Consider the following 25,961-nt stretch of genomic DNA (forward strand, 5'->3'; position numbering starts at 1 on the left):
TGGCGGCTCTGATCCGATGGACGCTGTACCTCTCTGGAGGCCTCGCTGAAGGCCGTGGGGATTGGCATCCCGAGCGGAGAAAGCAGGCTGGGTCCCGCTCGTCCTCTTCCTGCCCGGAGCCGACATGACCGCCGCCCAACCCCAGCCGCAGCCCAACGCCCTCGCTGAAGCGGCCCAGCCGTTGAGGCAGGTCGAGGCCGAGGTCGGGAAGGTGCTGGTCGGTCAGCGCGAGCTGGTGCGTCGGCTGCTCATCGGCCTGCTCTGCGACGCGCACCTGCTGCTCGAGGGCGTGCCGGGGCTCGCCAAGACCACCGTGGTCAAGACGCTCGCCGCGGCCTGCCAGGCGCAGTTCCGCCGCATCCAGTTCACGCCCGACCTGCTGCCCGCCGACATCATCGGCACGCGCATCTACGAGGCCGGCACCTTCGCCACGCGCAAGGGCCCGATCTTCGCGCAGGTGGTGCTCGCCGACGAGATCAACCGCGCGCCGGCCAAGGTGCAGTCGGCACTGCTCGAAGCGATGGCGGAGCGGCAGATCACCGTCGGTCGCAGCACGTGGCGGCTGCCCGAGCTGTTCCTGGTCATGGCAACGCAGAATCCGATCGAGCAGGAGGGGACTTTCGCGCTGCCCGAGGCGCAGCTGGACCGGTTCGTGATGCACGTGACGATCGGCTACCCCGATGCCGCCGCGGAGCTCGCCATCCTCAAACTGGCGCGCAGCCAGGCCAGTCGCCATGCACAGGCGCACGCCGCGCCCCGCTCGCTGCTTACCCGTGCCGATGTGATGGAGGCACGCGAGGCGGTGCTCGCGGTCCATATGGCCCCGGCGCTGGAGGAATACCTGACCCAGCTGGTGCTGGCGACCCGCGACGCCGGTCGCTACGGCGCCGAACTGGCCCGCTGGATCGCGTGGGGTGGCAGCCCCCGCGCCACCATTGCACTGGATCGTTGTGCCCGCGCCCACGCGTGGCTGGACGGGCGCGACTACGCGCTGCCCGAAGATGTGCATGCGGTGGCGCACGAGGTTCTTCGCCATCGCGTTCTGCTCAGCTACGAAGCCGAGGCGGAGGGTGTTCGGCCCGACCAGGTCATCGACCGACTGCTGGACCTTGTGCCGCTGCCGTGACCGCACTCCAGCAACACGCCACCGGAGATGGTCGCACCCGCGTTTCGCTGCCTGAACTTCTCGCGCTGCGCGCGCAGGTAGGGCGCGCCGTACTGCCACAGCAGGTCAGCCGCGCCGGACGCATGGGGCAGCAGGCCAGTCGGCTGCAGGGACGCGGCATGGATTACGCCGAGTCGCGCGTCTACCAGGGCGGCGACGACGTGCGCCGGCTCGATTGGCGACTGACTGCCCGCAGCGGCAAGCTGCACACCAAGCTGTTCCAGGAAGAGCGCGAAGGTCGTCTGCTGATCCTGATCGACAGCCACCCGGCCATGCGTTTCGGCACCCGAACGCGGTTCAAGTCGGTGCAGGCTGCCCGCGCAGCGGCATGGGCTGCCTGGTGCGCGGTCAAGGCCGGCGAGCGCGTGGCGATGATGGGTTTCGGCGCGCATGACGAGCTGCTTACGCCGCGAGCAGGGCCGCGCGGTGCACTCGCCGTCTGCGGCGCGCTGGCGCAATGGGATGCCCGGGCCGATGCGCTGCCGGGCGAGTCGTTGTCGGCCGCACTGCAGCGTGCCGGGCGCGTGCTGCATGGCGCCAGCCGGGTACTGCTGATCAGCGATGGTGGCTGCAGCGACGAGCCCGCCCGGCGCCAGTTGCTGGAGCTCGGGCGCAAGACGCGCTTCGGCGTGCTGGCGCTGGCCGATCCACTGGAAGTGAACGCGCTGCCGCCAGGACGCTATCCGCTCGAACACGACGGCGAACGCGTCGAATGGCTGGCCTACGCCGATCGCCAGCGACACGCCCTGCAGCGCGTCCTCGGCAGCGGCCACGCGCGACTGCTGGACCTGGCCCGCGGCGCGGGCGTTGCCTGCCGCACGGTCACCACGGCGGACGAGCCGTTCGAGAGCACGGCCGCGCTGCTCGGTGTCAGGGGCAGCGCCCGATGATGATGATCCGCCTGCCTGCGTCCGGGTCTCCACCCGGCCCCGTTCTGCGGGACATCCATCTGCCGCCGCCGCCCGGCTGGTGGCCGCCGGCACCCGGATGGTGGGCGCTCGCCGTGCTCACGCTGGTGGTGCTGTGCATGCTTGCCCGAGCGGGCTATCGGCGTCGCCAGCAAGCGCATCGGCGCCGGCGCCTGTGGGCCGAAGTCGATGCACTTGAGCAGCGGCACATGGGCGACTCCGACAGCGCGCTCGCCGCTGCGCTGCATCAGCTGCTGCGCCGCGCCGCGCGCCTGATCGATCCGGAGGCGGCGACCCAGACCGGTTCCGCATGGCGCAATACGTTGGAACGGCTGCAGGTCTCGGAGCCCACGGTCTCGCAGCTGGTGCAGCTCGACGCCGCGCTCTATCGCCCCGCCGGAACGTTCGACCGCGCCGGCGTGATCGTGGCGGTTCGGCAATGGCTGGCGGCGCTGGCGGCCAGCGACGCGATGCTCCGTCGCATTCCTCGCCACAGGAGCGGTGCATGAACCTGCCGGTTTTCACGTGGCCGTGGGTGGCGCTGCTGTTGCCGTTGCCGTGGTTGGTGCGTCGATGGTTCCGGCCTGCGGCGCCGGGGCAGGCGTTGCATCTGCCGCACGCGGGGTTGCAGCTGTCGGCCACCGATGCTGCGCCTGCCAGTGTGCTGCGGCAGTGGCTGCTGGCAATCGCGTGGCTCTGCCTGCTGCTCGCGGCGATGCGCCCGCAATGGGTGGGCCCGCCACAATCGCAGCAGCGCAGCGGGCGTTCGATGATGCTGGCTGTGGATCTGTCCGGCAGCATGCGCACCGACGACATGCGACTGGCCGGGCGCCAGGTCAGCCGCTTCGGCGCAGTCGAAGCCATCGCCAGCGACTTCATTACCCGCCGCAGCGGCGACGAGCTGGGGCTGGTGCTGTTCGGCAGTCGCGCGTTCCTGGTGACGCCGCTCACCTACGACCTCACCGCGGTGAGCGCCCAGTTGCAGGGCGCCGCAGTCGGCCTGGCTGGCACCGAGACCGCCATCGGCGATGCGATCGCCGTATCGGTGAAGCGGCTCGCTGCGTTGCCGCAGCAGGCGCGCGTGCTGGTACTGCTGACCGATGGCGTCAACAACGCCGGCAGCATCGCGCCTGTGGACGCGGCCAAGGCGGCCAAGGCGGCCGGCGTGCGGATCTACACCATCGGCATCGGCGCCGACCGCATGACCGTGCCGGATTTCTTCGGCAGCCGAACCATCAATCCATCGGCGGACCTCGATGTCGGCATGCTCACCTCCATCGCCGAGCAGTCCGGCGGACGGTTCTTCCGCGCGACCGACAGCGCCCAGCTGGCCGACGCCTACCGGGCGATCGATGCGCTGGAGCCGATGCCCCAGCGAGCGCCGGCGCTGCGTCCGCGGCATGAGCTGTTTCGCTGGCCGTTGCTGGCTGCCGCGCTGTTGCTCGCCCTGGCCGCATGGCCGCGTCGACGCGGCACGATGATGGAGCAGCGCGCATGATCGCGGCCGTGCATGCCTTTCACTTTCTGCGGCCGTGGTGGCTGCTCGCGTTGTGCGCGCTTCCGCTGGCGCTGTGGTCGTTGTCGCGCGCCGATCGCGGCGTGCGCGAGCTGGCGCGGGTGGTCGACGCCGAACTCCTGCCCCACCTGCTCAGTGGCAAGGCCGCCAGCCGCGGCGCCTCCGGAGTGCTGCTCGGACTCGGCTGGCTGCTGGCCGCGCTGGCGCTCGCCGGCCCCACCTGGAGCCGGCAGCCGCAGCCGCTGTACGCGGAGCGGGCGGCGCAGGTGGTGGCGGTGTCCATGTCTCAACGGATGCTGGCCCGGGACCTGGCGCCGAGCCGCCTGGACCGCGCGCGCTACAAGGCGCGCGATCTGCTTGCCGCCAACCAGTCCGGGCAGAACGCATTAATTGCGTTCGCCGGCGAAGCGTTCGTGGTGGCGCCGCTGACCAGCGATGCGGCCAGCCTCAACGAACTGCTCGACGCACTCTCGCCCGACACCATGCCCACCGAGGGCGACAACGCCAGTCAGGCGATCGAAAAGGGGGTGGCGTTGATCAGCCAGGCCAAGGCCGGTGGCGGCTCGCTGGTGTTGATCACCGACCGCGTGGACGGCGCTGCCGCAGCGGCGGCGCAAAAAGCGCGCGCGCAGGGAGTTCAGGTGTCGGTGCTCGGCGTGGGCACTCGCACTGGTGGCCCGGTGCCGCTGGGTGGCGGCGGGTTCCTGCGCGATGCGCGCGGCAATCTCGAGCTGGCGCGCCGCGACGACGGGGCGCTCCGTGCAGTTGCCACGGCCGGTGGTGGCCGGTTCGTCGCGATCACCGCCAACCACGACGACATCGATGCGCTGCATGCGCAGCTTCGCGGCGACGGCACTTCCGCCGCCGCCGGCGCCGCCGACAGCCAGCAATGGCAGGATCGCGGGCCGTGGCTGCTGCTGCCGTTGCTGCTGGTGGTGGCGCTGGGCTTTCGCCGTGGCTGGCTGATGGTGTTGCCGCTGGCATGCCTGCCCCTGCTGCCGGGCACGGCACACGCCGACGGCTGGCAGGACCTGTGGCAGCGCCCCGACCAGCAGGCCGCCCGGGCACTGCGCCAAGGCGACGCGGCGACCGCACTGAAACTGGCCCAGGATCCCGCACTGCGCGGCGCCGCGGCCTACCGCCGCGGCGACTACGCGCGCGCGGAGCGGGCCCTGGCCGGACTGCCCGGCAGTGATGCGCAGTACAACCTCGGCAATGCGCTGGCCCGGCAGCAGCGCTACAAAGAGGCGATTGGCGCGTACGACCGGGCGCTCGCGCGCGACCCGCACAACGCCGATGCGCTGGCGAACAAGCGTGCGGTGGAAGCGTGGCTGCGCCGCCAGCAACAGAAAAAGGACGCGCAGAACGGCGACGACAGCAAAGACCATCAGGGCAAAGACGGCCAGCAGGACGGCCAGAACGGCCAGTCCAGCGGCCAGGACAAGCCTCCCGGCCAAGGCCAGCCGAAGCCGGGCGAGAACGGCAAGAACGGCTCGGGCAAGCCCGGCACCGCGTCGGACAAGACCTCCGGCGACCAGACGCAACGCGAGGGCGAGCAGGGCGAACCCAAGGACGCCGGCGGCAAGCCGCAGACCGCCGCACAGCGCGCAGCCGAACAGGCGCGCGCGGAAGCTGCGCGTGAAGCGTTGCAGAAGCAGATGGACCAGGCGCTGGCAAAGAACGGCCGGTCCACCACCGATCCGGCCAACGGGCCCCACCAGCTGGGCCTGCCTGACAGCGACGACCCGACCTCGCGCCTCCCGGCACAGGTGCGCCAGGCGCTGCAGCGCGTGCCCGACGATCCGGGCGCACTGTTGCGGCGCAAATTCGAACTCGAGTACCGGCAGCGCCACGGCGGCGTGCCGGCGGAGGATGATCAGCCGTGACCCGTTCAGTGCGATGCGTGGCCCTGGTGCTGCTTGGCTGGCTGCTGCCGTGGCTGGCGGTCCACGCGCAGGTGCGGGCCACGCTCGATCGCAGCAGTGCTCGACTGGGCGACACCGTCACCCTCACCCTGCACGCCGACGCACCGCTTGCGAGCCCTGACCTCAGTCCGCTGCAGGGCGACTTCGAGGTGCTTGGTCGCTCCAGCGGCAGCAGCACCAGCATTCGCAATGGCCAGGTCACTACCGACTACTCCTACGGCGTGGCGCTGCGACCGCTGCACGAGGGCACGCTGCAGATCCCCCCGCTCACCGTCGGCAACCAGACCACGGAGGCGCTCACGCTGCAGGTGAGGACGCCCGACCCGGGCGATCCGGCCGCGCCGAACGGCCCGGTATTCGTGGAGGCGGCGATCGAGCCGGACCATGCCTACGTGGGGCAGCAGCTGCAGCTGAGCGTCAAGCTCTACTTCACCGCCAACCTCGCCAATGCCTCGCTGGCGGACCCGCGCATCGACGGCGTCGACGTCAGCCGCATTGGCGGCGACACCGATTACCAGTCCGAGCGAAACGGCCGCATCTACAACGTGATCGAGCGCCATTACGTGCTGCTGCCGCAGCGCGAAGGCACGCTCGATATTCCGCCGGTGCAGTTCCAGGGCGACCTGCTCGATCCGAACGACCCCGACAGCTTTCTCGGCATGGGCGCGCCGGTGTCGGCGCGCAGCAACCCGCTGCAGGTGCAGGTCAAGCCCGTGCCGGCGGGCTGGGGACAGGCGGCGTGGTTGCCTGCGCGCCAGCTCAGCCTGCAGATGGAGGGGCTGCCCGACGCCAGCCGTCCGCTGCGGGTGGGGCAGCCGTTCAACCTGCAGATGACGCTGGAGGCGACCGGCGTGCCGTTCGAGGCGCTGCCGGCGCTGAGCATGCCCGCGCTCGATGGCGCGACGGCCTATCCGGACAAGCCGGTGACCGGCAATCGCGCCGACGGCGGCTGGGTCGTCGGGCGCCGTCAGCAGGGCTTTGCGATCGTGCCGGACAAGCCCGGCACGCTGGTAATTCCTGCCGTCACCGTAAGGTGGTGGAACGTGGTGGCCGACCGCGCCGAGACGGCCACCATCCCCGAGCATCGCCTGCAGGTGCGCGCCGCCGATGGCTCGGTGGCGCCCGCGAAGCCGGCGCCGGCATCGTCATCGAGCACGGGCGATTCGGGCCCGGCGAACGTGCCGAACCGCGCCGCTCCGGAAGCCTCGGCCGCTCCCGCCGCGGGCGCCACGTGGCGGCGGGCGGCGCTGCTGGGTGCCGGCTTGTGGCTCATCACGCTGGCGGTGCTTGCGGCGGTGTGGTGGTGGCGACGCCACCGGCGCCGATCGGTCAGCGCCGATGCACCCGCGCCTCGGCCCGCACGGGCGCTGCGCAACGCGTTCGAGCAGGCCGTTCGCTCCGGCGATGCCGCCGCGCAGGCTGCTGCGCTGCTGGCGTGGGCCCAGGCGGAGCGGCCATCAGTCCGTCACCTGCAGGCGCTGTCCGAAGCGCTCGACTCGCCCGCGCAGCGCGACGCCATCGTCACCCTGCAACAGGCGCGTTTTTCTGCCCACGCCGCATCCGTCGATCGTGCGGCGGTGGCCGCCGCGTTCGCACCGGGACTGGCCTGGCGCGCGGGGCCGAGCGCTGGCGGCGATGGCGACGTGCTCGCTCCGCTGTATCCGTTCAAGCTGCACTGAGCGCGCGCTGCAGCACGGCGGCCATGTCGCGATCGCGGGCGCACAGCGTGACCTCGAGCCTGGGGCTCGCTTCGAGTACCGCCCGCACGGTGTGCACGGCGATGCGTGCCGCGGCCTCGGCCGGGTAGCCGTACACGCCGCAGCTGATCGCGGGGAACGCCACCTGTCGCAGCGCGTGCTGGTCGGCCAGCGCCAGCACATTGCGATAGCAGCGTTCAAGCAACATCGGTTCGTCGTGTCCGCCGCCGTGCCAGACCGGGCCCACCGTGTGGATGACGTAGCGCGCCGGCAGCACAAAGCCAGGCGTGATCACCGCCTCGCCGGTCCGGCAGCGCACGCCGGGGCGGTGTTCCGGCAGCGCGCGGCACGCCTCCAGCAACGCGGCACCGGCAGCGCGATGGATCGCCCCGTCGACGCCACCGCCGCCCAGCAGCGCGGGGTTGGCGGCGTTGACGATGGCGTCCACCGCCAGTGTCGTGAGGTCTCCCTGGCGCACGTGCAGAGTCATGGCCTGTCCATCGGCAGGCACGTATGCTTCGGTGCAATGGCTGGTTCGGAGTGCTTGATCGACATGGCGAAAACTGAAGACATCTCGTTCGGCTACCTGCTCAACGACGTCACGCTGCTGTTTCGCAAGCACTTTGATCGGCGTGCGGTGAAGTTCGGGTTGACCCGCGCGCAGTGGCGGGCCACCAAGATGCTGTGCCACCGCGAAGGCCTGCGCCAGACCGAGCTGGCCGAATACCTGGAGATGGAACCGATCGCCGTCGGCCGCGTGATCGATCGCCTGCAGGCGGCCGGATTCGTGGAGCGCCGCCCCGACCCGCGCGATCGCCGTGCGTGGCGACTGCATCCCACCGAGCAGGCGCGCAGCGTCACCGGCGACATGGAAGAGATCGGCCGCGGCCTGCGCAAGGACGCCACGCGGGGCATCAGCTATGCGGAGCTGGAACAGGCGCTGGCGGTGATGACCCGGATCAAGGACAACCTGCAGGCGCTCGACCAGGGCGCGGGCGAGCAGCTGGATGCTGTCGAAGGCGAGGACGCCAAGGAGTAACTGCCTCGCCTCGGGGCCCGTGTATCGGAGCCTTATCGCGCGTTCCTGGCCATGCATCTACCGGCACCTTGCGCAGCTGCTTCCTTTAGCCGTCTGGCCGGGGCAAGCCGCTGGCCGCAAACGTCCTGTGCGGCGTTCGCCTGCCGACCCTCTACCCCGTAACCGCGAACGGCCACGCTGGCGTCCATTCCTCCGTGCCACTGCCCCCGCGTTGCCTGTGTCGCCTGCAGCTTCACCCCGGATCGGGACGTTTCAGATACGGCACCGGCGGTGCGGGAGCGCAGGCACCGCGTTCACGCCGGCGCGAGCTAAGCTGCCCCTTTCGGCAAGGGAGACGGCGGCGATGCGCAACCACCTCACCACATGGATCGGCAGCTTCACCTTGCTGGCAATGAGTGCGTGCGCCAGCCAGGCCGCGACGCCGGGCCCGCTCGATGACGCGGCGCTGCTGGCTTATGCGAAGCAGCCCTGGGACAAGGCCGAGCTGATGCACAGCACGGTGGAGGTCGGGCGTTACCACGGCCAGCGCGTGGTGGCGGAATACCCGTGTGGCGACGTCTGTCCGCAGTACACCGCACGGGTCATCCACTACGAGCTCGCGCAGGGCGCCACCTGCGACAGCGTGGGCGGCGTGCAGCAGGACGTGCTGATGCCGGTGGCGATTACGGTTCGCCCGAAGACCTTCTGCTTTCCGAAAGTACTGGTGGACGCCCAGCTGCACTACACACGCTGACGCCCGGCTGCCCATGGCCGCCCGCCTCGTCGGCGGGGGTCGGGTTCCCGAGCGGCGCAGCGCCCATGCGCTGCGTCGGTGGGCGAAAGGCTCCGACCGCACGCGCAAGGCGACACGGCCTGCCTCTGACATCGTCACTATCGGCCGGTGACGCTCACTCGCCAGCGTCCCCCGGGAACGCGCCGGGTGCCGAGCCGAAATCGCCGTCGGCCTGGGCCGCCATGTACGCATAGGCGGCGTATACCGCCACGTTCTGCGCCAGATCCGCCGGGTCGATCTTGTCCAGCGTGTCCTCGGAGGTGTGGTGCCAGTCGAAGTAGTGGGTGCCGTCCTGGGTCAGCGACAGCGCCGCCATGCCTTTGGCGTGCATCTGCGAAAGATCAGACCCGCCACCCCCGGCTACCCTGGCGTCGTAGGCGACGCCGATCGGCGCAAGCACCTTGGCGATCTGCTCGATCGCGCCCCGCGCCTGCGGCTTCACGCTGGCGCTCATCCGCCAGATGCGGCCGGCGCCGAAATCCGACTCGGTGCCGAGCTGGTGGTTGGCCACGTCGGCGCCGTGCTTCTCGGCGTAGGCGCGACCACCGAACAGGCCCATCTCCTCGTTGGCGAAGGCGATCACCCGGATGGTGCGGTCCGGTCGCTGCGGCAGGTCGTGGATCAGCTTGGCCGCGGCCATCGCGATCGCCACGCCGGCGCCGTCGTCGATTGCACCGGTGCCGGGGTCCCACGAGTCCAGGTGCCCGCCGATGTCGACGATCTGCTGCGGATGGGTGCGACCGGTGATCTCGCCGATCACGTTGGCGCCGGTGTACTGGCCGGTGATGCCGCAATCCAGGTCGAGCTTTACCCGCACCGGCTTGCCGTAGGCCAGCACGCGCTCGAGCTGGTCGGCGTCGGGCGCGGCCAGCGCCGCGGCGGGAATCGCCTTGGCCGGATCGGTGAAGCCGGTGACGCCGGTGTGCGGCGCGCGGCTGTGCGGATCGGTGCCGGCCGAGCGCAGCAGGAAACCGGCGGCACCCTTGTCCTGGGCGATCACCGGCCCCTGCGTGCGTACCGACGAGCCGATCGCGTAGTCGTGCCCGTCTTTCTGCCGGGTCATGCGTGCGCCCACGTAAACGATGCGGCCCTTCACGTCGGGCGGCCTGGCGGCCTTCAGTGCCTCGAGCGTGGGGAACGCGATCACCTCGGCGGTCAGCCCACCCATCGGCGTGCCCGGCGAGTAGCCCAGCGCCGTGAGCGCGAGCTTCTGCGGGAACGGCGCGACGATGGCGCCGCTCTCGCTGCGGCGCTCCCACAGCGGGTAGCTCACCGGCTCGGTGTAGACGCGGTCGAAGCCCAGTGCCTTCATTTTCGCCACCGCCCACTCGCGGGCGCGCTGGTCGTTGGGACCGCCGGCCAGGCGTGGGCCCACCTCGGTGGTCAGCGACTGCACGATGGCGTATGCGGTGCCGTCGTGCATGGCGGTGTCGCGCAGCTGTTCGGCCGTCCTTACGGCCTTGGCCGGAATAGCGGTGGCGCGATCGGCAGCAACCGCAGTAGCGCTCGCCAGGGCGAGGCTGGCGGCGAGCAGGGAGAGCGAGAAGCGGCGCATCGGGAAGTCTCCGGGGGCAAACCCCGATTATGGCCGCGTGCCTGCGCGCCGCTTAGGCCAAAAGTCACGACGTGCCAGCGCAGGTCCGGCGGTGCCGCGGCCTGCGCTGGCGGACGATCAGTTCAGTGGACGCTGCCGCAGCAGGTCCCGGATCTCGGTCAGCACCACCACGTCCGGCGGCGGCGCGGCGGGAGCGGCCGGCGCGGCGGCCGCCTGTTCCTGCTTGCGGTTCATGCGGTTGATCACCTTGACCACGAAGAAGATCGCCAGCGCGATGATGATGAACTGGATCACCGTGTTGATGAACGCGCCGTACTGGATCGCGACCTCGGCCACCTTGTGCGCCGGGTCGGAGTTGTCGGCGGGCTTGAGCACCCAGCGCAGCCGCGAGAAGTCGACGCCGCCGGTGACCAGGCCGATCGGCGGCATGATCACGTCGTTCACCAGCGAGGTGACGATCTTGCCGAAGGCGGCGCCGATCACCACGCCCACGGCAAGGTCGACCACGTTGCCGCGCATGGCGAATTCCTTGAACTCCTTGATCATGCTCATCTTGGTCTCTCCCGGTACTGGCCCGATGGCGGGCGGATTGGGTGTGGCGCAACCGCTGTCGCGGCCGTGCGAGGTGTCAGCTGATGCGTCCGTCCAGGGTGGCCACGCCCACCAGCTCGGCGTGGAAACGGTCGCCCCGGTGCAGCGCCGCCACGCCTGCCGGCGTGCCGGTGAAGATCAGGTCGCCCGCCTTCAGCGCGAACAGCCGCGACAGTGTGGCGATGATTTCCGGCACGCTGTGGACCATGTCGCCCAGCGTGGTCTGCTGGCGCAGCTCGCCGTTGACGCTCAGCTGCAGCACGGTGGCATCGTCCAGCGTGGCCTGGGCGCGCGGCACCAGCGCCGACACCGGCGCGGAGTGGTCGAACGCCTTGGCCACGTCCCACGGATGGCTTTTTGCCTTGGCCTGCGCCTGCAGGTCGCGTCGGGTGAGGTCCAGCCCCACGCCGTAGCCCCACACCAGTTCGCCGGCGGCCTCCGGCGTGAGATCACGTCCGCCCGCGCCCAGCGCCACCACCATCTCCACCTCGTGGTGCAGGTCGGCGGTGGCCTGCGGATACGGCACGTCGGCGCCGTCGGTCACCACCGCGTCGGCGGGCTTGCAGAAGAACAGCGGCGTGTCCTTCTCCACCGGCGCGCCCATTTCGCGGGCGTGGTCGGCGTAGTTGCGGCCGATGCAGAAGATCCGCCGCAGTGGAAAACGGGCCGGGCTGCCGATGATCGGCAGGCTAGGCATCCTGGGCACGTCGATGGCGTAAGGCATGCGCTCAAGGGTATCAGGCGAGTCGCCGCGCGCCACCGGCGCGCGGAGCAAATGACAGCTGTCACCAGCGATGGCTGATCGCCGCCGCTGCCGGGCGATGGGCGCACACTGCAAGCTGTCGTCATGACGGCCGGGGTGGGCCGGCCGGGGAGAGCACGTGGACAACGCGGATCTGTTGAAGCAACTGCGGATCGACCGGAACGATCGCGAGGACGCCGGGCGTGGCGCACCGCGCTGGCCGTGGATCGCGGGCGCGCTGTTGGTGCTGCTGGTGCTGCTGGGCATCGGCGGCTGGTGGTGGATGGGACATCGCCCGCTGGCCGTCGAGACGGCCGCCGCGGTCACCCCATCGAGCCACAGCGAGGCCGGCGCCGTGCTCGACGCTACCGGTTACATCACCGCCCGGCGCCAGGCCACGGTGTCGGCGCAGATCACCGGCACGCTCACCGAGGTGCTGATCGAGGAGGGCGACCACGTGGACAAGGGCCAGGTGCTCGCGCGGCTCGAGGACAGTGGCTACCGCGCCAATCTCGAGGCCGCGCGGGCCAGCGCGCAGGCGGCCCAGGCGCAGGTTGCGCAGCTGCAAGTGCAGCTGGTGCAGGCCCGCGCCGACGCCAGGCGCCAGGACGCCCTGGTTGCGCGCGGACTGGTCTCCACCCAGGCCGCCGAACAGGCCCGCACCGCGGTGGCCAGCTACGCCGCGCAGTTGCAGGCGCAACAGCGCCAGGCCGCCGCGGCGCAGGCGCAGGCACGCGTGGCCCAGGTCGATTACGACTACACCGTGGTGCGCGCGCCGTTTGCCGGCGTGGTTACCGACAAGGCTGCCCAGGTCGGCGAGATCGTCTCGCCGCTGTCGGCCGGAGGCGGGTTCACCCGCACCGGCGTGGGCACCATCGTGGACATGGATTCGCTGGAGATCGAGGTCGACGTCAACGAGGCCTACATCGGCCGCGTCAAGCCGGGCATGCCGGCCCAGGCGGTGCTCGATGCCTACCCCGACTGGACCATCCCGGCGCACGTGATCGCGATCGTGCCGGCGGCCGACCGCGGCAAGGCCACCATCAAGGTGCGCGTGGCGCTGGAGCAGCGCGACGCGCGCATCGTGCCCGACATGGGCGTGCGCGTGGCCTTTCTCGACCAGGCGCCGCGCGCCGCCGCGAGCGCACCGCGCGGCGTGCTGGTGCCGGCCGGCGCGATCGTCCAGCGCGACGGTCACAGCGTGGTGTTCGTGGTCGAGGGCACCACTGCGCGCCAGCGCCTGGTAACTCCGGCCAGCCAGACCTACGGCGACCTGCGCCTGCTGCCGGAGGCGGTCAAGGCCGGCGAGAGCGTGGTGCTGTCGCCACCGGCCGCGTTGCGCGACGGCTCCGCCGTCCAGACGTCCACCACCCCTTGATAGCGCCCGCGGGCCCCCGTGCCGGGGCCTGCACGTGCCACGTCATCCACGCAGGAGAAGCAGCATGGCAACGTTGATCGACATCCATGACCTGGCCAAGGTCTACGAGCGCGGCAAGCAGAAGGTGGAGGTGCTCCACCACGTGAACCTGGCGATCCGCGAGGGCGACTTCCTCGCCCTGATGGGCCCGTCCGGCTCGGGCAAGACCACCCTGCTCAATCTCATCGGCGGGCTCGACTCGCCCAGTGCCGGCAGCATCACCGTGGGCGGCCAGCACATCGACCAGCTCGGCGCCGGCGCGCTGGCCAAGTGGCGCGCTGCCAATGTCGGCTTCATTTTCCAGTTCTACAACCTGATGCCGATGCTCAGCGCGCAGCGCAACGTGGAGCTGCCGCTGTTGCTGACCAAGCTCTCCGGCGCGCAGCGCCGCAAGAACGCGGCCATCGCGCTGCAGCTGGTGGGCCTGGCCGACCGTGCCTCGCACAAGCCCAGCGAGCTGTCCGGTGGCCAGCAGCAGCGCGTGGCGATCGCCCGCGCCATCGTCTCCGATCCCACCTTGCTGGTGTGCGACGAGCCCACCGGCGACCTCGATCGCCAGTCGGCCGAGGATGTGCTCGGCCTGCTGCGCACGCTCAACCGCGAGCACGGCAAGACGATCGTGATGGTGACCCACGACCCCAAGGCGGCCGAATACGCCGACCACATCCTGCACCTGGACAAGGGCTCGCTGGTCGAACAGGCGACGGCCTGAAGGAGGCGGCGATGAAATACCTGCACCTGATCTGGGCGGCGCTGTTCCGGCGCAAGACCCGTACCTTCCTGACGCTGGTGTCGATCGTCACCGCGTTCCTGCTGTTCGGCATGCTCGACGCCGTGCGCACCACCTTCGACAGCGGCAGCAAGAGCATCGTCGGGGTGGATCGGCTGATCACCTCCTCGCGCTACTCGATCATTCAGTCGCTGCCGCAGTCGCTGCGTTCGCGCATCGCCGCCGTACCCGGTGTGCGCGACGTGGCCTATGCCAACTGGTTCGGCGGCATCTACCAGGATCCGAAGAACTTCGTCTTCAGCTATGCGGTGAGCCCGAACTACCTGGACGTCTATCCGGAGATCAAGCTCTCGCCGGAGCAGCGCAAGGCGTTCGACGAGACCCGCACCGGCGTGGTGATTGGCCCGCTGCTGGCGAAGAAGTACGGCTGGAAGGTGGGCGACAAGATCCCGCTGCAGTCGACCATCTTCCCGCAGAAGAACGGCGACAAGACCTGGCAGTTCGACATCGTCGGCATCTATGGCGTGGGCGAGGGCGCGGCCAACGGCATGGACCAGCTGTTCCTGCTGCACTGGAAATACTTCGACGAGGCCAACCTGTATTCGCGCCACGAGATGGGCTGGTACATCGATCGGCTGGCAAATCCCGATGATGCCGACCGCGCGGCCAAGGCGATCGACGACATCTCGGCCAATTCCGACCACGAAACCAAGACCCAGACCGAGCAGGCGTTCAGCGCCTCGTTTGCCAAGCAGTTGGGCGACATCGGGTTGATTGTCACGGCGATCATGGGCGCGGTGTTCTTCACCCTGATCCTGCTCACCGGCAACACCATGGCGCAGGCGGTGCGCGAGCGCACCTCGGAACTGGCGGTACTCAAGACGATCGGGTTCTCCAGCCCCAGCGTGCTGGGCATGGTGCTGGCCGAATCGGTGCTGCTGCTGGTGCTCGGCGGGGTGATCGGGCTGGGCATCGCCGCGGTGCTGGCGCCCGGCGTGAGCAAGGGCAGCGGCGGCATGGTCAACCTGCCGCCGGTCGGCGCCACCAGCTGGGCGCTGGGCGTGGGGCTGATGGTGCTGATCGGTCTGGTGGTCGGCGCGTTGCCGGCGCTGCGCGCGATGCGCCTGAATATCGTCGACGCCCTCGCGGGCCGCTGAGGAGAACTCCATCATGAAGAAATTCCTGCGCTTCCTCGGCAATCTCGGCCTGCTTGCGTTGCTCGCTGCCGTCCTCCTGGTCTGGACCCGGCTGCCGCTGGCCGCGGTCGGCGTGCTGGCGCTGGTGCTGGCGCTCTGGCTGGTGCTCACCCGGCGCGGTCGCCAGACGCTGTCGGTGACCCGCGTGGGCATCAGCACGCTGGGCCAGCGCCTCGGCGCCTCGTCGGTGATCGTGATCGGCATTGCCGGCGTGGTCGGCGTGCTGGTGGCGATGCTGGCGATGGGCGACGGCTTCGCCGCCACCCTGCAACAGACGGGCAGTGACGACAGCGCCATCGTGCTGCGTGGCGGCTCGGCGGCGGAGCTCAACTCGGTGCTCGAGCGCGACAACGTCGACGTGATCGAGCAGGCACCCGGCGTGGCCAAGGGTGATGACGGCAAGCCGGTGGCCTCGGCGGAGATCTCGGTGGTGGCCAATCTGCCCAAGAAGAGCGACCCGACGGTAGATGCCAACGTGCAGATCCGGGGCGTCGGCGACGCCGCCTGGGCACTGCGTCCCAACGTGAAGATCACCCAGGGCCGACGCTTCCAGCCGGGTCTGCGCGAACTGGTGGTGGGGCAGGGGGCGCAGCGGCAGTTCGCCGGGCTGGAGGTCGGCAGGCAGATCCGGCTGGCGGGCCAGGCCTGGACGGTGGTCGGCGCGTTCGCCGCGGGCGATTCGCACGATTCGGAGCTGTGGGGCGACAAGCAGACCGTCGCCTCGGCCTATCGTCGCGGCTCCAGCGCGCAGTCGGTGACCGTGCGGCTGACCTCGCCCAAGGCGTTCGACACGTTCAAGGCTGCACTGGTCAGCGATCCCCGCCTGAAGGTGGACGTGACCACCACGCGCGAGTATTTCGCCAAGCAGTCCGAGGGCCTGACCAAGGTGATCCGCATCGTCGGCATCACGGTGGGCAGCATCATGGCGATCGGCGCGATCTTCGGTGCGCTCAACACCATGTTCGCCGCGGTGGCAGCGCGGGCGCGCGAGATCGCCACGCTGCGGGCGATCGGCTTTCGCGGCGTGCCGGTAGTGGTGTCGATCCTGCTCGAGACCATGCTGCTGGCACTGCTCGGGGGCCTGCTCGGCGGCCTCGTCACCTGGCTGATCTTCAACGGCTACACCGCCTCCACCCTGGGTTCGAACTTCAGCCAGGTGGTGTTCCAGTTCAAGGTGTCGCCGCAGCTGCTGTGGACCGGCATCAAGTGGGCGATGGCGATCGGCTTCGTCGGCGGGCTGTTCCCCGCCGTACGCGCGGCGCGGCTGCCGGTGACGACGGCGCTGCGCGAACTCTGAGGGCAGGGAGTGCGTGGGCAGGAGTGAGAATAGAGAGAGCGTCGGCCGGGCCCGCTGACTGCCCTTTCTCTCACTCCTCGCTTTTCGCTCCCCACTCCTCGTGCCTTAGGGCATGACCGGTGGGATGTAGGTCAGTGTCATACCCAACAACCACAACAGCCCCAGCACCAGCGGCACGTGCACCAGCAACTGCATGAAGGTGTAACCGACCAGGTCGCGTGCCTTCAGCCCCAGCACGCCCAGCAGCGGCAGCATCCAGAACGGGTTGATCAGGTTGGGTAGCGCCTCGGCAGCGTTGTACACCTGCACTGCCCAGCCCAGGTGCACATGCAGGTCGTTCGCCGCCTGCATCACGTAAGGCGCCTCCACCAGCCACTTGCCGCCGCCGGACGGCACGAAGAAGCCGAGCACCGCCGAGTACGCGCCCATCACGGCGGGAAAGCTGTCGGTGGAGGCCACCCGCACGAACAGGCCGGACAGGTGATGCGCCAGGGTCTGGCCGTCCGCGCCGGTGGCCTTGGTCAGCAGCGCGGCGATGCCGCCGTAGAGCGGAAACTGGATCAGCACGCCGGCGGTGCTCGGCACCGCGCGCGCCACCGCGTCGAGAAAGCTGCGCGGACGCCAGTGCAGCAACAGGCCCAGGGTAAGAAACAGCAGGTTGTAGGTATTGAGATTGGCGATGGCGCCGAGCACCGGCTGGCTGGCGAATTCGCGGGCCAGCCAGCCCAGCCCGAGCAGGCCGATCACCAGCGACAGCAGCGGGCTGTATTCCAGCCACTCGCCCGGTCGCGTGCGCGGCGGCAGCGCAGGCAGTGGCGCATCGCTGACGTCGAAATCCTTCGCCACCCGCGCGTTGGCATCCGACGGCGCGGTGAACCAGCACACCAGCAGCGACACGCCGATCAGCGCCGCGGTGAGCACGATCGACTGCCACAGGAAGATCGTCTGCGAGAACGGCAGCACGCCGGTGATGCCGAGCAGGCCCGGCGGCATGCTCTTGGGGTTGGCCTGCAGCTGCGCGGCCGACGAGGACAGCCCCATCGCCCACACCGCGCCCAACCCGAGATAGGCCGCCGCACCGGCGGCGCGGTAATCCATGCGCAGGTCGCCGCGCCGCGCCAGCGCGCGCACCAGCAGGCCGCCGAACACCAGCGAGAAGCCCCAGCTGAGCAGCGATGCCAGCATGCTCACCAGGCCCACGTAGACCACCGCGCCGCGGCCGGAGCGCGGCGCCCGCGCCAGCACGTCGATGAAGCGCGCCACCACCGGTGCGGTCGCCAGCACGTAACCACCGATCACCACGAAGGCCATCTGCATGGTGAACGGAATCAGGCTCCAGAAGCCGTCGCCGAACGCCCGCACTGTGGCCACCGGCGTGGTGCCGAAGCTCATGGCGGCGATGGCGACCAGGGCGACGCCAAGCGCGGCGAATACCCATGCATCAGGAAACCAGCGCTCCGACCAGGCGGCGCAGTGCAGCGCCGCGCGGGCCAGCATGCCTTCGTTGGGGTGGGACATGCGCCGGCCTCCTGCGATGGGAGCGGGCATGGTGGCGCGCCGTTGGCGGCGCGGGCAAGCGCAGGCCGTCGGCGCGGTCAGGCGGCGCGTTTTTGCCGCGCCAGCGTGATAACGCCCACTCCCAGCAGGATGACCGCCATGCCGGCCAGGTCGAACGGTCCGACATGCTCGCCGGCCAGCAGCACGCCGAACAACACGGCGACCGGCGGATTGACGTAGGCATAGCTGGTGGCCACCGCCGGGCGCGCGTGCTTGAGCACGTACAGGTAGGCGGTGAATGCCACGATCGAGCCGAACAGCGCCAGATAGACCACCGCCGCGGTGGCGCGCACAGTCGGGTGGTCCGGCAGGTGCTCGCCGCCGGCGTAACCCACGCCGAGCAGGGCCACGCTGGCGCACAGCATCTGCGCGGCCGTGTTCATCGGGCCGGCGGGCATGTCCTGCCGGCGGCTCCAGGCCGAGCCGAATGCCCAGCACATCGCCGCGGTGATCAAGGCCAGCGCGCCGATGCGCGAACCGGACAACCCGCTGCCGAGGTTCAGCACCACCACGCCGGCGAACCCGATCAGCAGGCCGATCGTTTCGCGCCGCGTCGCCCACTGGCCATACAGGCCCGCGAACAGCGCCGCAAACAGCGGCATGCTGGCCACCGCCACGGCGGCGATGCCCGAACTCACGCGCTGTTCGGCAAAGCACACCAGCCCATTGCCGAACCCGAGCAGGAGCACGCCGGTGAACGCGGCATTTTGCCACTGCCGCGCGGACGGCGCGGCCAGGCCGCGCAAGCGCAGGAAGCCGTAGAGCAACACGCCGGCGCCGAGAAAGCGCACCCCCGCCAGCAGAAACGGCGGATAGCTCTCCAGTGCATAGCGGATGCCGAGATAGGTCGATCCCCAGATCACGTAGAGCGCGAGCAGGGCAAGCGGGATCAGCACACGCTCGTCGACGGGGCCGCGCACGGTGGACGCAGAAGCTGGCTGGGACATGCTGGGGAGGTGTCGCGCGGGGAAGGGCGCCATTATCCGCGAGCGCGACGCGCCGCACGAGAGGCGCTGCCGGCAGCACCGGGGCGCGACGCGGCCTGTTCGCGGGCAAGCAGTTGCACCTTGCGCTCCACGCCCCAGCGCCAGCCGCCCGGCGAGCCGTCCTCGCGCACCACGCGGTGGCACGGCACGATCAGCGCCAGGCGGTTGCTGCCGCAGGCGCGGCCGATGGCGCGCGCGGCTTTCGGCACGCCCAGTTCGGCGGCCAGTGCCCCGTAGCTGCGCGTGCTGCCTTCGGGAATCCGGGTCAGCGCCTGCCAGACCCGCCACTGGAACGCGGTGGCGGCGATATCGATCGGCGGCAGCGCCGGCGCTTCGGCCTCGCTCCAGCCCAGTTCGTGGGCGATCCGCCCGACCACGGCGTCCAGCCACTCCTCGCGGCCAACATCGACGCGCTCACGCGCGGCGCGCGGAAACTCCTGCGCCAGCTGTGACTCCAGCGTTGCGCCGTCCTCGCCCAGCGACACCGTACACAGGCCGCGCGTGGTGGCGGCGACCAGCAACTGACCCAGTGGCGTGGCGGTGATGGTGTAGCGGATGCTCGCCCCGGCGCCACCGGCCCGATAGCTGGCGGGAGTCATGCCGAGCAGGCGATCGCTGTGTTCGTAGACACGGCTGCCGGAGCCGAAGCCGGAGGCGTATACCGCGTCGGTCACCGCGCTGCCCTGGCGCAGCGCGTGCCTGAGCTGGTCGAAACGGCGCGCCCGATGGTATTCGGCCGGGCTCACGCCGTAGCGGCGGCGAAACGCGCGCTGCAGGTGGGACGGGCTGAGTTCGGCGAGTGCGGCCAGGCTGGCCAGGGTCGGCAGCGTGTCGCACTGCTCGATGCGCGCGCGCACCTGTTCTAGCGCTAGGTCGGTACCGGGACGGGGCATGAGGGTGGCATCCTCGACTGGATGCGGCTCAGCCTACGCAGGCGGGCACGTGCCGACCATCCGGATCTTGCGCGGCGAGGTGCTTGGGGAGGTGAGCTTCAGTGCGCGGCGCGATGGCCGTCATGCAGCACCACGAACTCGCCTTCCAGCGTTTCCGCGCGCGCGGCCGGGCGCGCCGGGGCCGGGCGTGCGGGGGCCTTCCACTGACGGATCGCCAGCAGCACCACGCCACCGACCAGCAGCACGCCGGCGACGACCAGGCCGAAAACCATCAGTACGCCGACCACCGCCAGGCCCAGAATCACCGAAACGGCGCGGGCGAGCGGATGGCGGGAGCGACGCGTGGCAGGCAGTACGAAGCGCATGTGTTAAAAATCCGTGTGGTAAAATCAACGACTTACGCGTGCAACGATGAGGCCTTCACGCCTCCGGGACAAGTGCCGATGGATAGAAACGAGATGTCGCCCCCGCTGTGCCGGTTGCACGACATCCCGGACGGCGAGGCAATTGCAGTGGATGCTGCGCTGCCCGACGGCGAAGAAAATCTGATCGTCTGGCGCCGTGGCGAGGCGGTGCACGCCTATCTCAACATCTGCCCGCACGCCGGCCGGCGGCTTGACTGGGCGCCGGGCAAGTTCCTGCTGAGCAAGGGCGCTCTGGTGTGCGCCGCGCACGGAGCCAGCTTCACTGCGTCCAGCGGCTGGTGCGTGGGCGGCCCGTGTCGGGGCCAGAGCCTGCGGCGGGTGCCCGTGACCGTGCGCGACGGCGAGGTGCGGCTCGCCGAATGAACGAGCGGCGCGCTACAGGCGCGCGTCTGCCAGCGCTTCGCGCGGCACGCTCTTGATGTCGAAGATGGTGCAGGCCTCGCGGCCCCATGCGCGAATCGTCGCAGCATCGATCGCCGGAAACTGCCGGTGCACCACGGCCAGCACGATCGCGTCGTAGGCGCCCAGCTCCGGCGCGGCCAGCGGCCGCAGGCCGAGCTTGCGCTCGGCTTCCTCGGCATCGGCCCGGGGATCATGGACATCCATGCCCGCATGCGCCGCCGCGAGCGCGCCAACGATATCGGTGGCGTGCCTGTTGCGCAGGTCCGGGCAGTCTTCCTTGGACGTCACCCCGGCACCAGAATGCGCGAGCCGACCCAAGCCGTCGAAGCTCATCTCCATGCGGATCCGCCGGCGTCAGCCCAAAAGCACGGCAGCGTCGCAGCCGGCCCCGCGCCGGGCCGCGGCCGACGGCGAGGGTTCCAACGCCGCGGTCGCCACCGCCTGCGCCGTGATCGCCTGCTGCCGGTCGGCTCATGCCGAGGAGCATGCGTACGCGGCGCAGGCAGGGCGTGGGGGGCGTCCATCAGGCGATGGACGCGGATCCGTCATTCGTGCGATCAGTTGCCCAGGCGCTGGTTGGTCAGCGCGGCATTGCCCACGATGCCCGACAGCGGCAGCAACTGGCTCAGCACGCGATTCCAGCGGGTAACCCCGGCCGGGCCCACGAACACCACGTCACCCGCATGCACCTGAAAGTTGTCCGCCAGCGCGAAGGCCGCCGGCGACCGTGCGTTGAGGTGGTACACCTTGGCCGGTTCGCGGGCCAGATCCTGTACCCCGCGGATGACATAGACGGCGCGTCCGTCGGAGGTCACCGGGTTCAACCCACCCGCGCGGCCGATCACCTGGGTGAGCGTGAGGCTGGAGGTCTTGAACGGGATCGCCTGGGGGCGGATCACCTCACCCATGACGTAAACCTCGCGCTGGTCGTTGTAAGGCAGGAACAGCCGGTCGCCGGGCTTCAGGTAGATGCCCTGCGCCGAGCGCGGCCCGACCGCGTTGAGATCCAGGTGATAGTCCTGGCCGTCGCGGGTGAGAACCAGGTCGGAGAGGTCGGCCTGCTCGGCGTCGACACCCGCCGTACCCACCACCTGGCCCAGTGTCATCGGCACCGCGGTAATCGCCTGCGGGTCGGTCTTGCCGAACGCGCCTTCGAGCGTGATGCGCTGGCTGCCGTAGCCGATCACGCTCACGTCCACCTGCGGATCATCCACGTAGGCGGCGATCTTCTTGCTGATCACCTGCCGCAGCTCCTCCACCGTCATGCCCTCGGCCTTGATGGTGCCCACGTACGGGTAGAACAACGTGCCGTCGGGCCGGATCAGGCGGCCGTTGGGCAGGGTCTGCTGCTGCGAACCGGCCGGCGAGGTCAGCTCGGGATGGTCCCAGATGGTGATGTAGAGGGTGTCGCCGGGGCCGATCTGGTAGGCCTTGGGCTGATACTCCGTCAGCGCGGCGGGTACCGCCTCGCCACGGCTGTCGGTGGCCGGGCTGGAGACGAGATCGGGCGTGATCTGCACCAGCTGCACGTGGCCGCTTTCGGGAGCGTCGCCGTGGGTGAGTGCGTCGGCGGACATGCGTTGCCCGGGCGCAATCGCGCAACCGTGCAGCAGCAGCGCCGACAGCATGAGTCCAACCAGGGAAAAGCTTTTCATGAGCGTGGCCTTCTATGGCAGTGCCCGCGAACGGGCCATGGATGACCGTGCCCCGGACGGGGCAAGGTAGCGGGCGGACGCATACGCACCTGCACGGGGTGCATCGTGCGAACGTCCTGTTCCCTTGCGTCGCTGACGACACGCGCGTGCGCCAGCAACTGATGAAACTCAGCAGAGGCCGGATAAACGGCGGCCGATAAAAAGCCGTCGCGAACCATTAATGGCCGCTGCATAAAAACGTGGTTTTCACGCCGCGAAAGTAGGCCCGCCAATTCCACATTTTTTCGTGAATAAACCGTGTTACATCGGCGCCATCTTCTTCACGAGCGTGAATCATGTCAGGCGTGTAACAGCGGCGGTGGCCATTATTAAAAGGAGGCGATTGTAAGCCCGCCGCATCCTCCTTTTTGGTAACCGTTTGTAACGGCGAGTAACCCGTCCCGGGGGAATGTAACGGCTTGTAAGAATCCGGCCTTTTTGGCTCTGGTGCTATTCCTTGTGGGCCGTCACGCAGGTTAAATGGCCCGCTCCGGCATGGCGAGCCGGGATCTGTGCGTCGATGTGGCGCGGTCTGACGCGGCGAAATGGATCGGGATCACTTATGGACGTGCGGAAAACAGATGTCGCATGGATGGGTCGGTATGTCATTACCGCCTTCATTGCTTGCGTGCATTACCGCACATATGGCGCGCTCCGATTATTGCGCCGTTTATCGGGAGTGGCGGCAGTGGCAGAAAAGGATGTGGCGGATCGCGCGGGCGGCAGCATGTTCCAGCAGGTTTTGATTATCTGCGTGGGCAATGTGTGCCGCAGTCCGATCGCGGAGTTTCTGCTGCGCGAGCGGCTTCGTGATCGCGGCATCCAGGTGGACAGCGCGGGCCTCGGCGCGATGGTGGGATACCCGCCGGAGGGCCACGCCGCCGCGCTGCTCAAGGAGCACGGCATCGACGCTTCCTCGCACCGCGCCCGACAGCTCGAGCTGTCGATGTTGCGCGAGGCCGATCTGGTGCTGGCGATGGAGCGCAGGCACGTGCACGCGGCGACCCGGCTGGCGCCGGAAGCCAGCGGCAAGGTGTTCCTGCTGCGCAAGTGGCTCGATGCCCGCGACGTGCCGGACCCGCACCTGCAGTCGCGCCCGTTCTTCGAGCGCGTGTACGAGCAGATCGATCGTGGCGTCGGCAGCTGGCTGCGCTACCTGTAAGTCCCTTTTTCATTTTCTGGAACGGCACCCATGACTACCCGGCAAACGTTCTCATCGCGCGACGACGACATCGATCTGCGCGCCATCCTCGGCACGCTGCTCGATCACAAGTGGCTGATCATCGCGGTGACCGCGGCCTTCGCCATCGCCAGCGTGCTCTACGCGGTGCTGGCCACGCCGGTCTACCGCGCTACCGCGGTGGTGCAGGTTGAGCCGAAGACGCCCAGCCTGCCGGGCCTGCAGGATCTCAGCCAGACGCTCGGTACCTCCACCTCGCAGGCGGTGACCGAGATTGCGCTGCTCACCTCGCGCTCTACCGTAGGCCAGGCGGTGCAGAACCTGGGCCTGGACATCGACGTCAAGCCGGAGCACTTCCCGCTGTTCGGCGCCTTCATGGCGCGCCGGTTTTCGCCTACCCGCCCGGGCGAGGTGGCCGCGCCGGTCGCGGGCATGAACCGCTACGACTGGGGCGGCTCGCAGCTGGAGATCTTCCAGCTCGACGTGCCGCCGAGCCTGCTCGACCAGCCGCTGCACGTGGTGGCGGGCGAGCACGGCAACTACGTGCTCACCGACGACGACGGCAATACCCTGCTGTCGGGTCGGGTCGGTCAGCCGGAGTCGGCCAGCGGCATCACCATGCAGGTGCAGGCGATGCAGGCCAACCCGGGCATGCGCTTCGACGTGGTGCGGCATGCGTCGCTGGTGCTGATCGGCCGGCTGCAGGCCAACCTCGTGGCCGCTGAACAGGGCAAGGACTCGGGCATCATCCGGGTCACCTACGACAACAGCGACCCGCAGCGGGCCACCCGCTTTCTCGATCAGGTCACGGCGCTCTACGTGCGCCAGAACGTCGACCGCAACTCGGCCGAGGCCGCCAACAGCCTGAAGTTCGTGCGCGACCAGCTGCCGCGCGTGCGGCTGGAGCTGGAGCAGGCGACCAAGGCCTTGAATGCTTTCCAGACCCAGGCCCATTCGGTCGACATCACGCTGCAGACCAAGGGCGTGCTCGACCAGATCGTGTCGATCGAGAGCAGCCTGCAGCAGCTGCGCATGCAGATGAGCGACATGCAGCAGCGCTTCACCCCGCAGCATCCCGCCTACAAGGCGCTGCAGCAGCAGATCGGCCAGCTGGAAGCCAAGCGCGACACGCTGCAGAAGCAGGTGGGCAAGCTGCCGGACATCCAGCAGCAGCTGCTGCGGTTGACCCGCGATGTGCAGGTGAGCAACCAGACCTACACCAGCCTGCTCAACCAGGCCCAGCAGCTGGACATCGCCCGCGCCGGCACGGTGGGCAACGTGCGGGTAATCGACCGTGCCGCCACCGATGTCACCCAGCCGGTGTGGCCGCAACGCGTCCTGGTGGTGCTGGCAGGTACGGTGCTGGGCGGGGTGCTGGCGGTCGGCTTCGTGTTCCTGCGCCAGATGCTCAATCGGGGCATCGAAGATCCGGCCGCAATCGAGCGGCTGGGACTGCCCGTCTACGTGTCGATTCCGCACAGCGAGCTGATGCCTGCGGCAGTGCCGCGCAGCCGCCAGCGGCGATTGGGTGCAAAGCAGAACCTGCTGGCACTGCGCGCGCCCGACGACATCGCCACCGAGGCGCTGCGCAGCCTGCGCACCAGCCTGCATTTCGCCCGCATGGAGGCGAAGAACAACCTGCTGATGATCAGCAGCGCCAGCCCCGGGGCGGGCAAGTCGTTTGTGGCCGGAAACCTCGGCGTGGTGGTGGCCCAGGCCGGGCAGCGCGTGCTGCTGATCGACGCGGACATGCGCAAGGGCACGCTGCACAACGCCGTCGGTGGCCGCCCCGAGGAAGGATTGTCCGAGCTGATCAGCGGCCAGATCGACCTGCCGCATGCGGTGCGCAACGTCGATGGTGCCGGCAAGCTGTTCTTCATCGCCCGCGGCAAGGTTCCGCCCAATCCGTCGGAGCTGCTGATGCACGCGAACTTCAGCGCGCTGCTGGAGAAGCTCAAGAGCCGCTTCGACCTGATCATCATCGACACCCCGCCGATCCTCGCAGTGACCGATGCGGCGGTGATCGGCCACCACGTCGGCACCAGCCTGATGGTGGTGCGGTTCGGCGTGAACCAGGCGCGCGAGATCGCGCTGGCGCGGCAGCGCTTCGAGCAGAACGGCGTGCCCATCAAGGGCGCCATCTTCAATGCCGTGGAGAAGCGCAGCGCCGGTTACTACACCTACGCCTACTACGCCTACGGCAGCACGCCGGCGGAAGTTCCGCTCGGCGCCTGAGGGCGCGGGCGATCACCTCATAAAGGAGCGGCACGCATC

The 25,961-nt window shown here is 69.5% G+C and carries 25 protein-coding genes; 15 read left to right on the top strand and 10 right to left on the bottom strand.

Going from position 1 to position 25,961, the window contains the following annotated elements:
* Positions 1-124 precede the first annotated feature (124 nt).
* From VFG40_RS05010 to VFG40_RS05035, 6 genes are read left to right on the top strand one after another with little or no spacing between them, the layout of a single operon-like run.
* Entirely contained in the window at positions 125-1,126 is a 1,002-nt protein-coding gene (locus tag VFG40_RS05010) for an AAA family ATPase (protein ID WP_324895538.1), read from the top strand.
* Complete coding sequence (locus VFG40_RS05015; protein ID WP_324895540.1) at positions 1,123-2,055, top strand: DUF58 domain-containing protein; 933 nt, start codon at positions 1,123-1,125, stop codon at positions 2,053-2,055. The genes VFG40_RS05010 and VFG40_RS05015 overlap by 4 nt, the downstream gene beginning before the upstream one ends.
* A complete protein-coding gene (locus VFG40_RS05020) occupies positions 2,052-2,582 on the top strand; it encodes a DUF4381 family protein (protein WP_324895542.1) in 531 nt (176 codons plus the stop codon). Before VFG40_RS05015 ends, VFG40_RS05020 begins: the two co-directional genes overlap by 4 nt.
* A gap of 2 nt (positions 2,583-2,584) precedes the next feature.
* Positions 2,585-3,571, top strand: a complete 987-nt coding sequence (locus tag VFG40_RS05025; RefSeq protein WP_324895639.1) for a VWA domain-containing protein — start codon at positions 2,585-2,587, stop codon at positions 3,569-3,571.
* Positions 3,568-5,475, top strand: a complete 1,908-nt coding sequence (locus VFG40_RS05030) for a VWA domain-containing protein (RefSeq protein ID WP_324895544.1) — start codon at positions 3,568-3,570, stop codon at positions 5,473-5,475. The genes VFG40_RS05025 and VFG40_RS05030 overlap by 4 nt, the downstream gene beginning before the upstream one ends.
* Positions 5,472-7,193, top strand: coding sequence for a BatD family protein (locus VFG40_RS05035; protein ID WP_324895546.1), 1,722 nt, complete (start codon positions 5,472-5,474; stop codon positions 7,191-7,193). Before VFG40_RS05030 ends, VFG40_RS05035 begins: the two co-directional genes overlap by 4 nt.
* Here VFG40_RS05035 and VFG40_RS05040 read toward each other — a convergent pair.
* Positions 7,180-7,701: an O-acetyl-ADP-ribose deacetylase gene (locus VFG40_RS05040; RefSeq protein WP_324895548.1), complete on the bottom strand. Its 522-nt coding sequence runs from the start codon at positions 7,699-7,701 to the stop codon at positions 7,180-7,182. The two genes, VFG40_RS05035 and VFG40_RS05040, sit on opposite strands and share 14 nt — an antisense overlap.
* A gap of 63 nt (positions 7,702-7,764) precedes the next feature.
* Between VFG40_RS05040 and VFG40_RS05045 the strand changes: the two genes are divergently transcribed.
* Positions 7,765-8,250 (top strand): MarR family winged helix-turn-helix transcriptional regulator, encoded by a 486-nt coding sequence (locus VFG40_RS05045; RefSeq protein WP_324895550.1) that lies wholly within the window; start codon positions 7,765-7,767, stop codon positions 8,248-8,250.
* A 343-nt stretch (positions 8,251-8,593) separates the two neighbouring features.
* Entirely contained in the window at positions 8,594-8,983 is a 390-nt protein-coding gene (locus VFG40_RS05050; protein WP_324895552.1) for a hypothetical protein, read from the top strand.
* 154 nt (positions 8,984-9,137) lie between these two features.
* On the opposite strand, the gene VFG40_RS05055 is transcribed toward VFG40_RS05050, so the two are convergent.
* The 3 genes from VFG40_RS05055 to VFG40_RS05065 form a co-directional block, all read right to left on the bottom strand.
* On the bottom strand, positions 9,138-10,577 hold the full coding sequence (locus VFG40_RS05055; RefSeq protein WP_324895553.1) for a M20/M25/M40 family metallo-hydrolase: 1,440 nt from the start codon (positions 10,575-10,577) through the stop codon (positions 9,138-9,140).
* A gap of 117 nt (positions 10,578-10,694) precedes the next feature.
* Complete coding sequence (gene mscL, locus VFG40_RS05060) at positions 10,695-11,129, bottom strand: large-conductance mechanosensitive channel protein MscL (RefSeq protein WP_324895555.1); 435 nt, start codon at positions 11,127-11,129, stop codon at positions 10,695-10,697.
* A gap of 76 nt (positions 11,130-11,205) precedes the next feature.
* Complete coding sequence (locus VFG40_RS05065; protein WP_324895557.1) at positions 11,206-11,892, bottom strand: fumarylacetoacetate hydrolase family protein; 687 nt, start codon at positions 11,890-11,892, stop codon at positions 11,206-11,208.
* 157 nt (positions 11,893-12,049) lie between these two features.
* On the opposite strand from VFG40_RS05065, the gene VFG40_RS05070 reads away from it, so the two are divergent.
* The 4 genes from VFG40_RS05070 to VFG40_RS05085 all read left to right on the top strand — a co-directional run bounded on the left by VFG40_RS05070 (position 12,050) and on the right by VFG40_RS05085 (position 16,550).
* A complete protein-coding gene (locus VFG40_RS05070) occupies positions 12,050-13,288 on the top strand; it encodes an efflux RND transporter periplasmic adaptor subunit (protein ID WP_324895559.1) in 1,239 nt (412 codons plus the stop codon).
* Positions 13,289-13,352: 64 nt separating this feature from the next.
* A complete protein-coding gene (locus VFG40_RS05075) occupies positions 13,353-14,039 on the top strand; it encodes an ABC transporter ATP-binding protein (protein ID WP_324895561.1) in 687 nt (228 codons plus the stop codon).
* 11 nt (positions 14,040-14,050) lie between these two features.
* Entirely contained in the window at positions 14,051-15,214 is a 1,164-nt protein-coding gene (locus tag VFG40_RS05080; RefSeq protein ID WP_324895563.1) for an ABC transporter permease, read from the top strand.
* 13 nt (positions 15,215-15,227) lie between these two features.
* Complete coding sequence (locus VFG40_RS05085) at positions 15,228-16,550, top strand: ABC transporter permease (RefSeq protein WP_324895564.1); 1,323 nt, start codon at positions 15,228-15,230, stop codon at positions 16,548-16,550.
* Between the two features lie 105 nt (positions 16,551-16,655).
* Here VFG40_RS05085 and VFG40_RS05090 read toward each other — a convergent pair whose 3' ends face one another.
* From VFG40_RS05090 to VFG40_RS05105, 4 genes are all read right to left on the bottom strand, one after another.
* Positions 16,656-18,068 (bottom strand): short-chain fatty acid transporter, encoded by a 1,413-nt coding sequence (locus tag VFG40_RS05090; protein ID WP_324895566.1) that lies wholly within the window; start codon positions 18,066-18,068, stop codon positions 16,656-16,658.
* Positions 18,069-18,145: 77 nt separating this feature from the next.
* Positions 18,146-19,054 carry a drug/metabolite exporter YedA gene (gene yedA / locus VFG40_RS05095; protein WP_324895568.1) on the bottom strand — a complete coding sequence of 303 codons (909 nt, stop codon included), beginning with the start codon at positions 19,052-19,054 and terminating at the stop codon, positions 18,146-18,148.
* 32 nt (positions 19,055-19,086) lie between these two features.
* Positions 19,087-19,986: a methylated-DNA--[protein]-cysteine S-methyltransferase gene (locus VFG40_RS05100; RefSeq protein ID WP_324895570.1), complete on the bottom strand. Its 900-nt coding sequence runs from the start codon at positions 19,984-19,986 to the stop codon at positions 19,087-19,089.
* Between the two features lie 98 nt (positions 19,987-20,084).
* Positions 20,085-20,351, bottom strand: coding sequence for a hypothetical protein (locus tag VFG40_RS05105; RefSeq protein ID WP_324895572.1), 267 nt, complete (start codon positions 20,349-20,351; stop codon positions 20,085-20,087).
* Between the two features lie 93 nt (positions 20,352-20,444).
* Between VFG40_RS05105 and VFG40_RS05110 the strand changes: the two genes are divergently transcribed.
* Complete coding sequence (locus VFG40_RS05110) at positions 20,445-20,774, top strand: Rieske (2Fe-2S) protein (protein ID WP_324895574.1); 330 nt, start codon at positions 20,445-20,447, stop codon at positions 20,772-20,774.
* Positions 20,775-20,786: 12 nt separating this feature from the next.
* On the opposite strand, the gene VFG40_RS05115 is transcribed toward VFG40_RS05110, so the two are convergent.
* Both VFG40_RS05115 and VFG40_RS05120 read right to left on the bottom strand, forming a co-directional pair.
* Entirely contained in the window at positions 20,787-21,146 is a 360-nt protein-coding gene (locus VFG40_RS05115; RefSeq protein ID WP_324895576.1) for a UDP binding domain-containing protein, read from the bottom strand.
* 224 nt (positions 21,147-21,370) lie between these two features.
* Positions 21,371-22,468 carry a polysaccharide biosynthesis/export family protein gene (locus VFG40_RS05120; RefSeq protein ID WP_324895578.1) on the bottom strand — a complete coding sequence of 366 codons (1,098 nt, stop codon included), beginning with the start codon at positions 22,466-22,468 and terminating at the stop codon, positions 21,371-21,373.
* 727 nt (positions 22,469-23,195) lie between these two features.
* On the opposite strand from VFG40_RS05120, the gene VFG40_RS05125 reads away from it, so the two are divergent.
* Together VFG40_RS05125 and VFG40_RS05130 are read left to right on the top strand one after the other, a co-directional pair.
* Positions 23,196-23,669, top strand: coding sequence for a low molecular weight protein-tyrosine-phosphatase (locus VFG40_RS05125; RefSeq protein WP_324895581.1), 474 nt, complete (start codon positions 23,196-23,198; stop codon positions 23,667-23,669).
* 30 nt (positions 23,670-23,699) lie between these two features.
* Complete coding sequence (locus VFG40_RS05130; protein WP_324895583.1) at positions 23,700-25,922, top strand: polysaccharide biosynthesis tyrosine autokinase; 2,223 nt, start codon at positions 23,700-23,702, stop codon at positions 25,920-25,922.
* Positions 25,923-25,961: the final 39 nt, after the last annotated feature.

The organism is Dyella sp. (assembly GCF_035685805.1).
Classification (GTDB): domain Bacteria; phylum Pseudomonadota; class Gammaproteobacteria; order Xanthomonadales; family Rhodanobacteraceae; genus Dyella_A.

Bases quoted from the DNA above. Each gene is read 5' to 3' on its own strand.
- mscL (WP_324895555.1), bottom strand. From the start codon at position 11,129: ATGAGCATGATCAAGGAGTTCAAGGAATTCGCCATGCGCGGCAACGTG.
- VFG40_RS05090 (WP_324895566.1), bottom strand. From the start codon at position 18,068: ATGTCCCACCCCAACGAAGGCATGCTGGCCCGCGCGGCGCTGCACTGC.
- VFG40_RS05065 (WP_324895557.1), bottom strand. From the start codon at position 11,892: ATGCCTTACGCCATCGACGTGCCCAGGATGCCTAGCCTGCCGATCATC.
- VFG40_RS05120 (WP_324895578.1), bottom strand. From the start codon at position 22,468: ATGAAAAGCTTTTCCCTGGTTGGACTCATGCTGTCGGCGCTGCTGCTG.
- VFG40_RS05040 (WP_324895548.1), bottom strand. From the start codon at position 7,701: ATGACTCTGCACGTGCGCCAGGGAGACCTCACGACACTGGCGGTGGAC.
- VFG40_RS05010 (WP_324895538.1), top strand. From the start codon at position 125: ATGACCGCCGCCCAACCCCAGCCGCAGCCCAACGCCCTCGCTGAAGCG.
- VFG40_RS05075 (WP_324895561.1), top strand. From the start codon at position 13,353: ATGGCAACGTTGATCGACATCCATGACCTGGCCAAGGTCTACGAGCGC.
- VFG40_RS05055 (WP_324895553.1), bottom strand. From the start codon at position 10,577: ATGCGCCGCTTCTCGCTCTCCCTGCTCGCCGCCAGCCTCGCCCTGGCG.
- VFG40_RS05115 (WP_324895576.1), bottom strand. From the start codon at position 21,146: ATGAGCTTCGACGGCTTGGGTCGGCTCGCGCATTCTGGTGCCGGGGTG.
- yedA (WP_324895568.1), bottom strand. From the start codon at position 19,054: ATGTCCCAGCCAGCTTCTGCGTCCACCGTGCGCGGCCCCGTCGACGAG.
- VFG40_RS05080 (WP_324895563.1), top strand. From the start codon at position 14,051: ATGAAATACCTGCACCTGATCTGGGCGGCGCTGTTCCGGCGCAAGACC.
- VFG40_RS05020 (WP_324895542.1), top strand. From the start codon at position 2,052: ATGATGATGATCCGCCTGCCTGCGTCCGGGTCTCCACCCGGCCCCGTT.
- VFG40_RS05085 (WP_324895564.1), top strand. From the start codon at position 15,228: ATGAAGAAATTCCTGCGCTTCCTCGGCAATCTCGGCCTGCTTGCGTTG.
- VFG40_RS05110 (WP_324895574.1), top strand. From the start codon at position 20,445: ATGTCGCCCCCGCTGTGCCGGTTGCACGACATCCCGGACGGCGAGGCA.
- VFG40_RS05045 (WP_324895550.1), top strand. From the start codon at position 7,765: ATGGCGAAAACTGAAGACATCTCGTTCGGCTACCTGCTCAACGACGTC.
- VFG40_RS05050 (WP_324895552.1), top strand. From the start codon at position 8,594: ATGCGCAACCACCTCACCACATGGATCGGCAGCTTCACCTTGCTGGCA.
- VFG40_RS05030 (WP_324895544.1), top strand. From the start codon at position 3,568: ATGATCGCGGCCGTGCATGCCTTTCACTTTCTGCGGCCGTGGTGGCTG.
- VFG40_RS05100 (WP_324895570.1), bottom strand. From the start codon at position 19,986: ATGCCCCGTCCCGGTACCGACCTAGCGCTAGAACAGGTGCGCGCGCGC.
- VFG40_RS05105 (WP_324895572.1), bottom strand. From the start codon at position 20,351: ATGCGCTTCGTACTGCCTGCCACGCGTCGCTCCCGCCATCCGCTCGCC.
- VFG40_RS05130 (WP_324895583.1), top strand. From the start codon at position 23,700: ATGACTACCCGGCAAACGTTCTCATCGCGCGACGACGACATCGATCTG.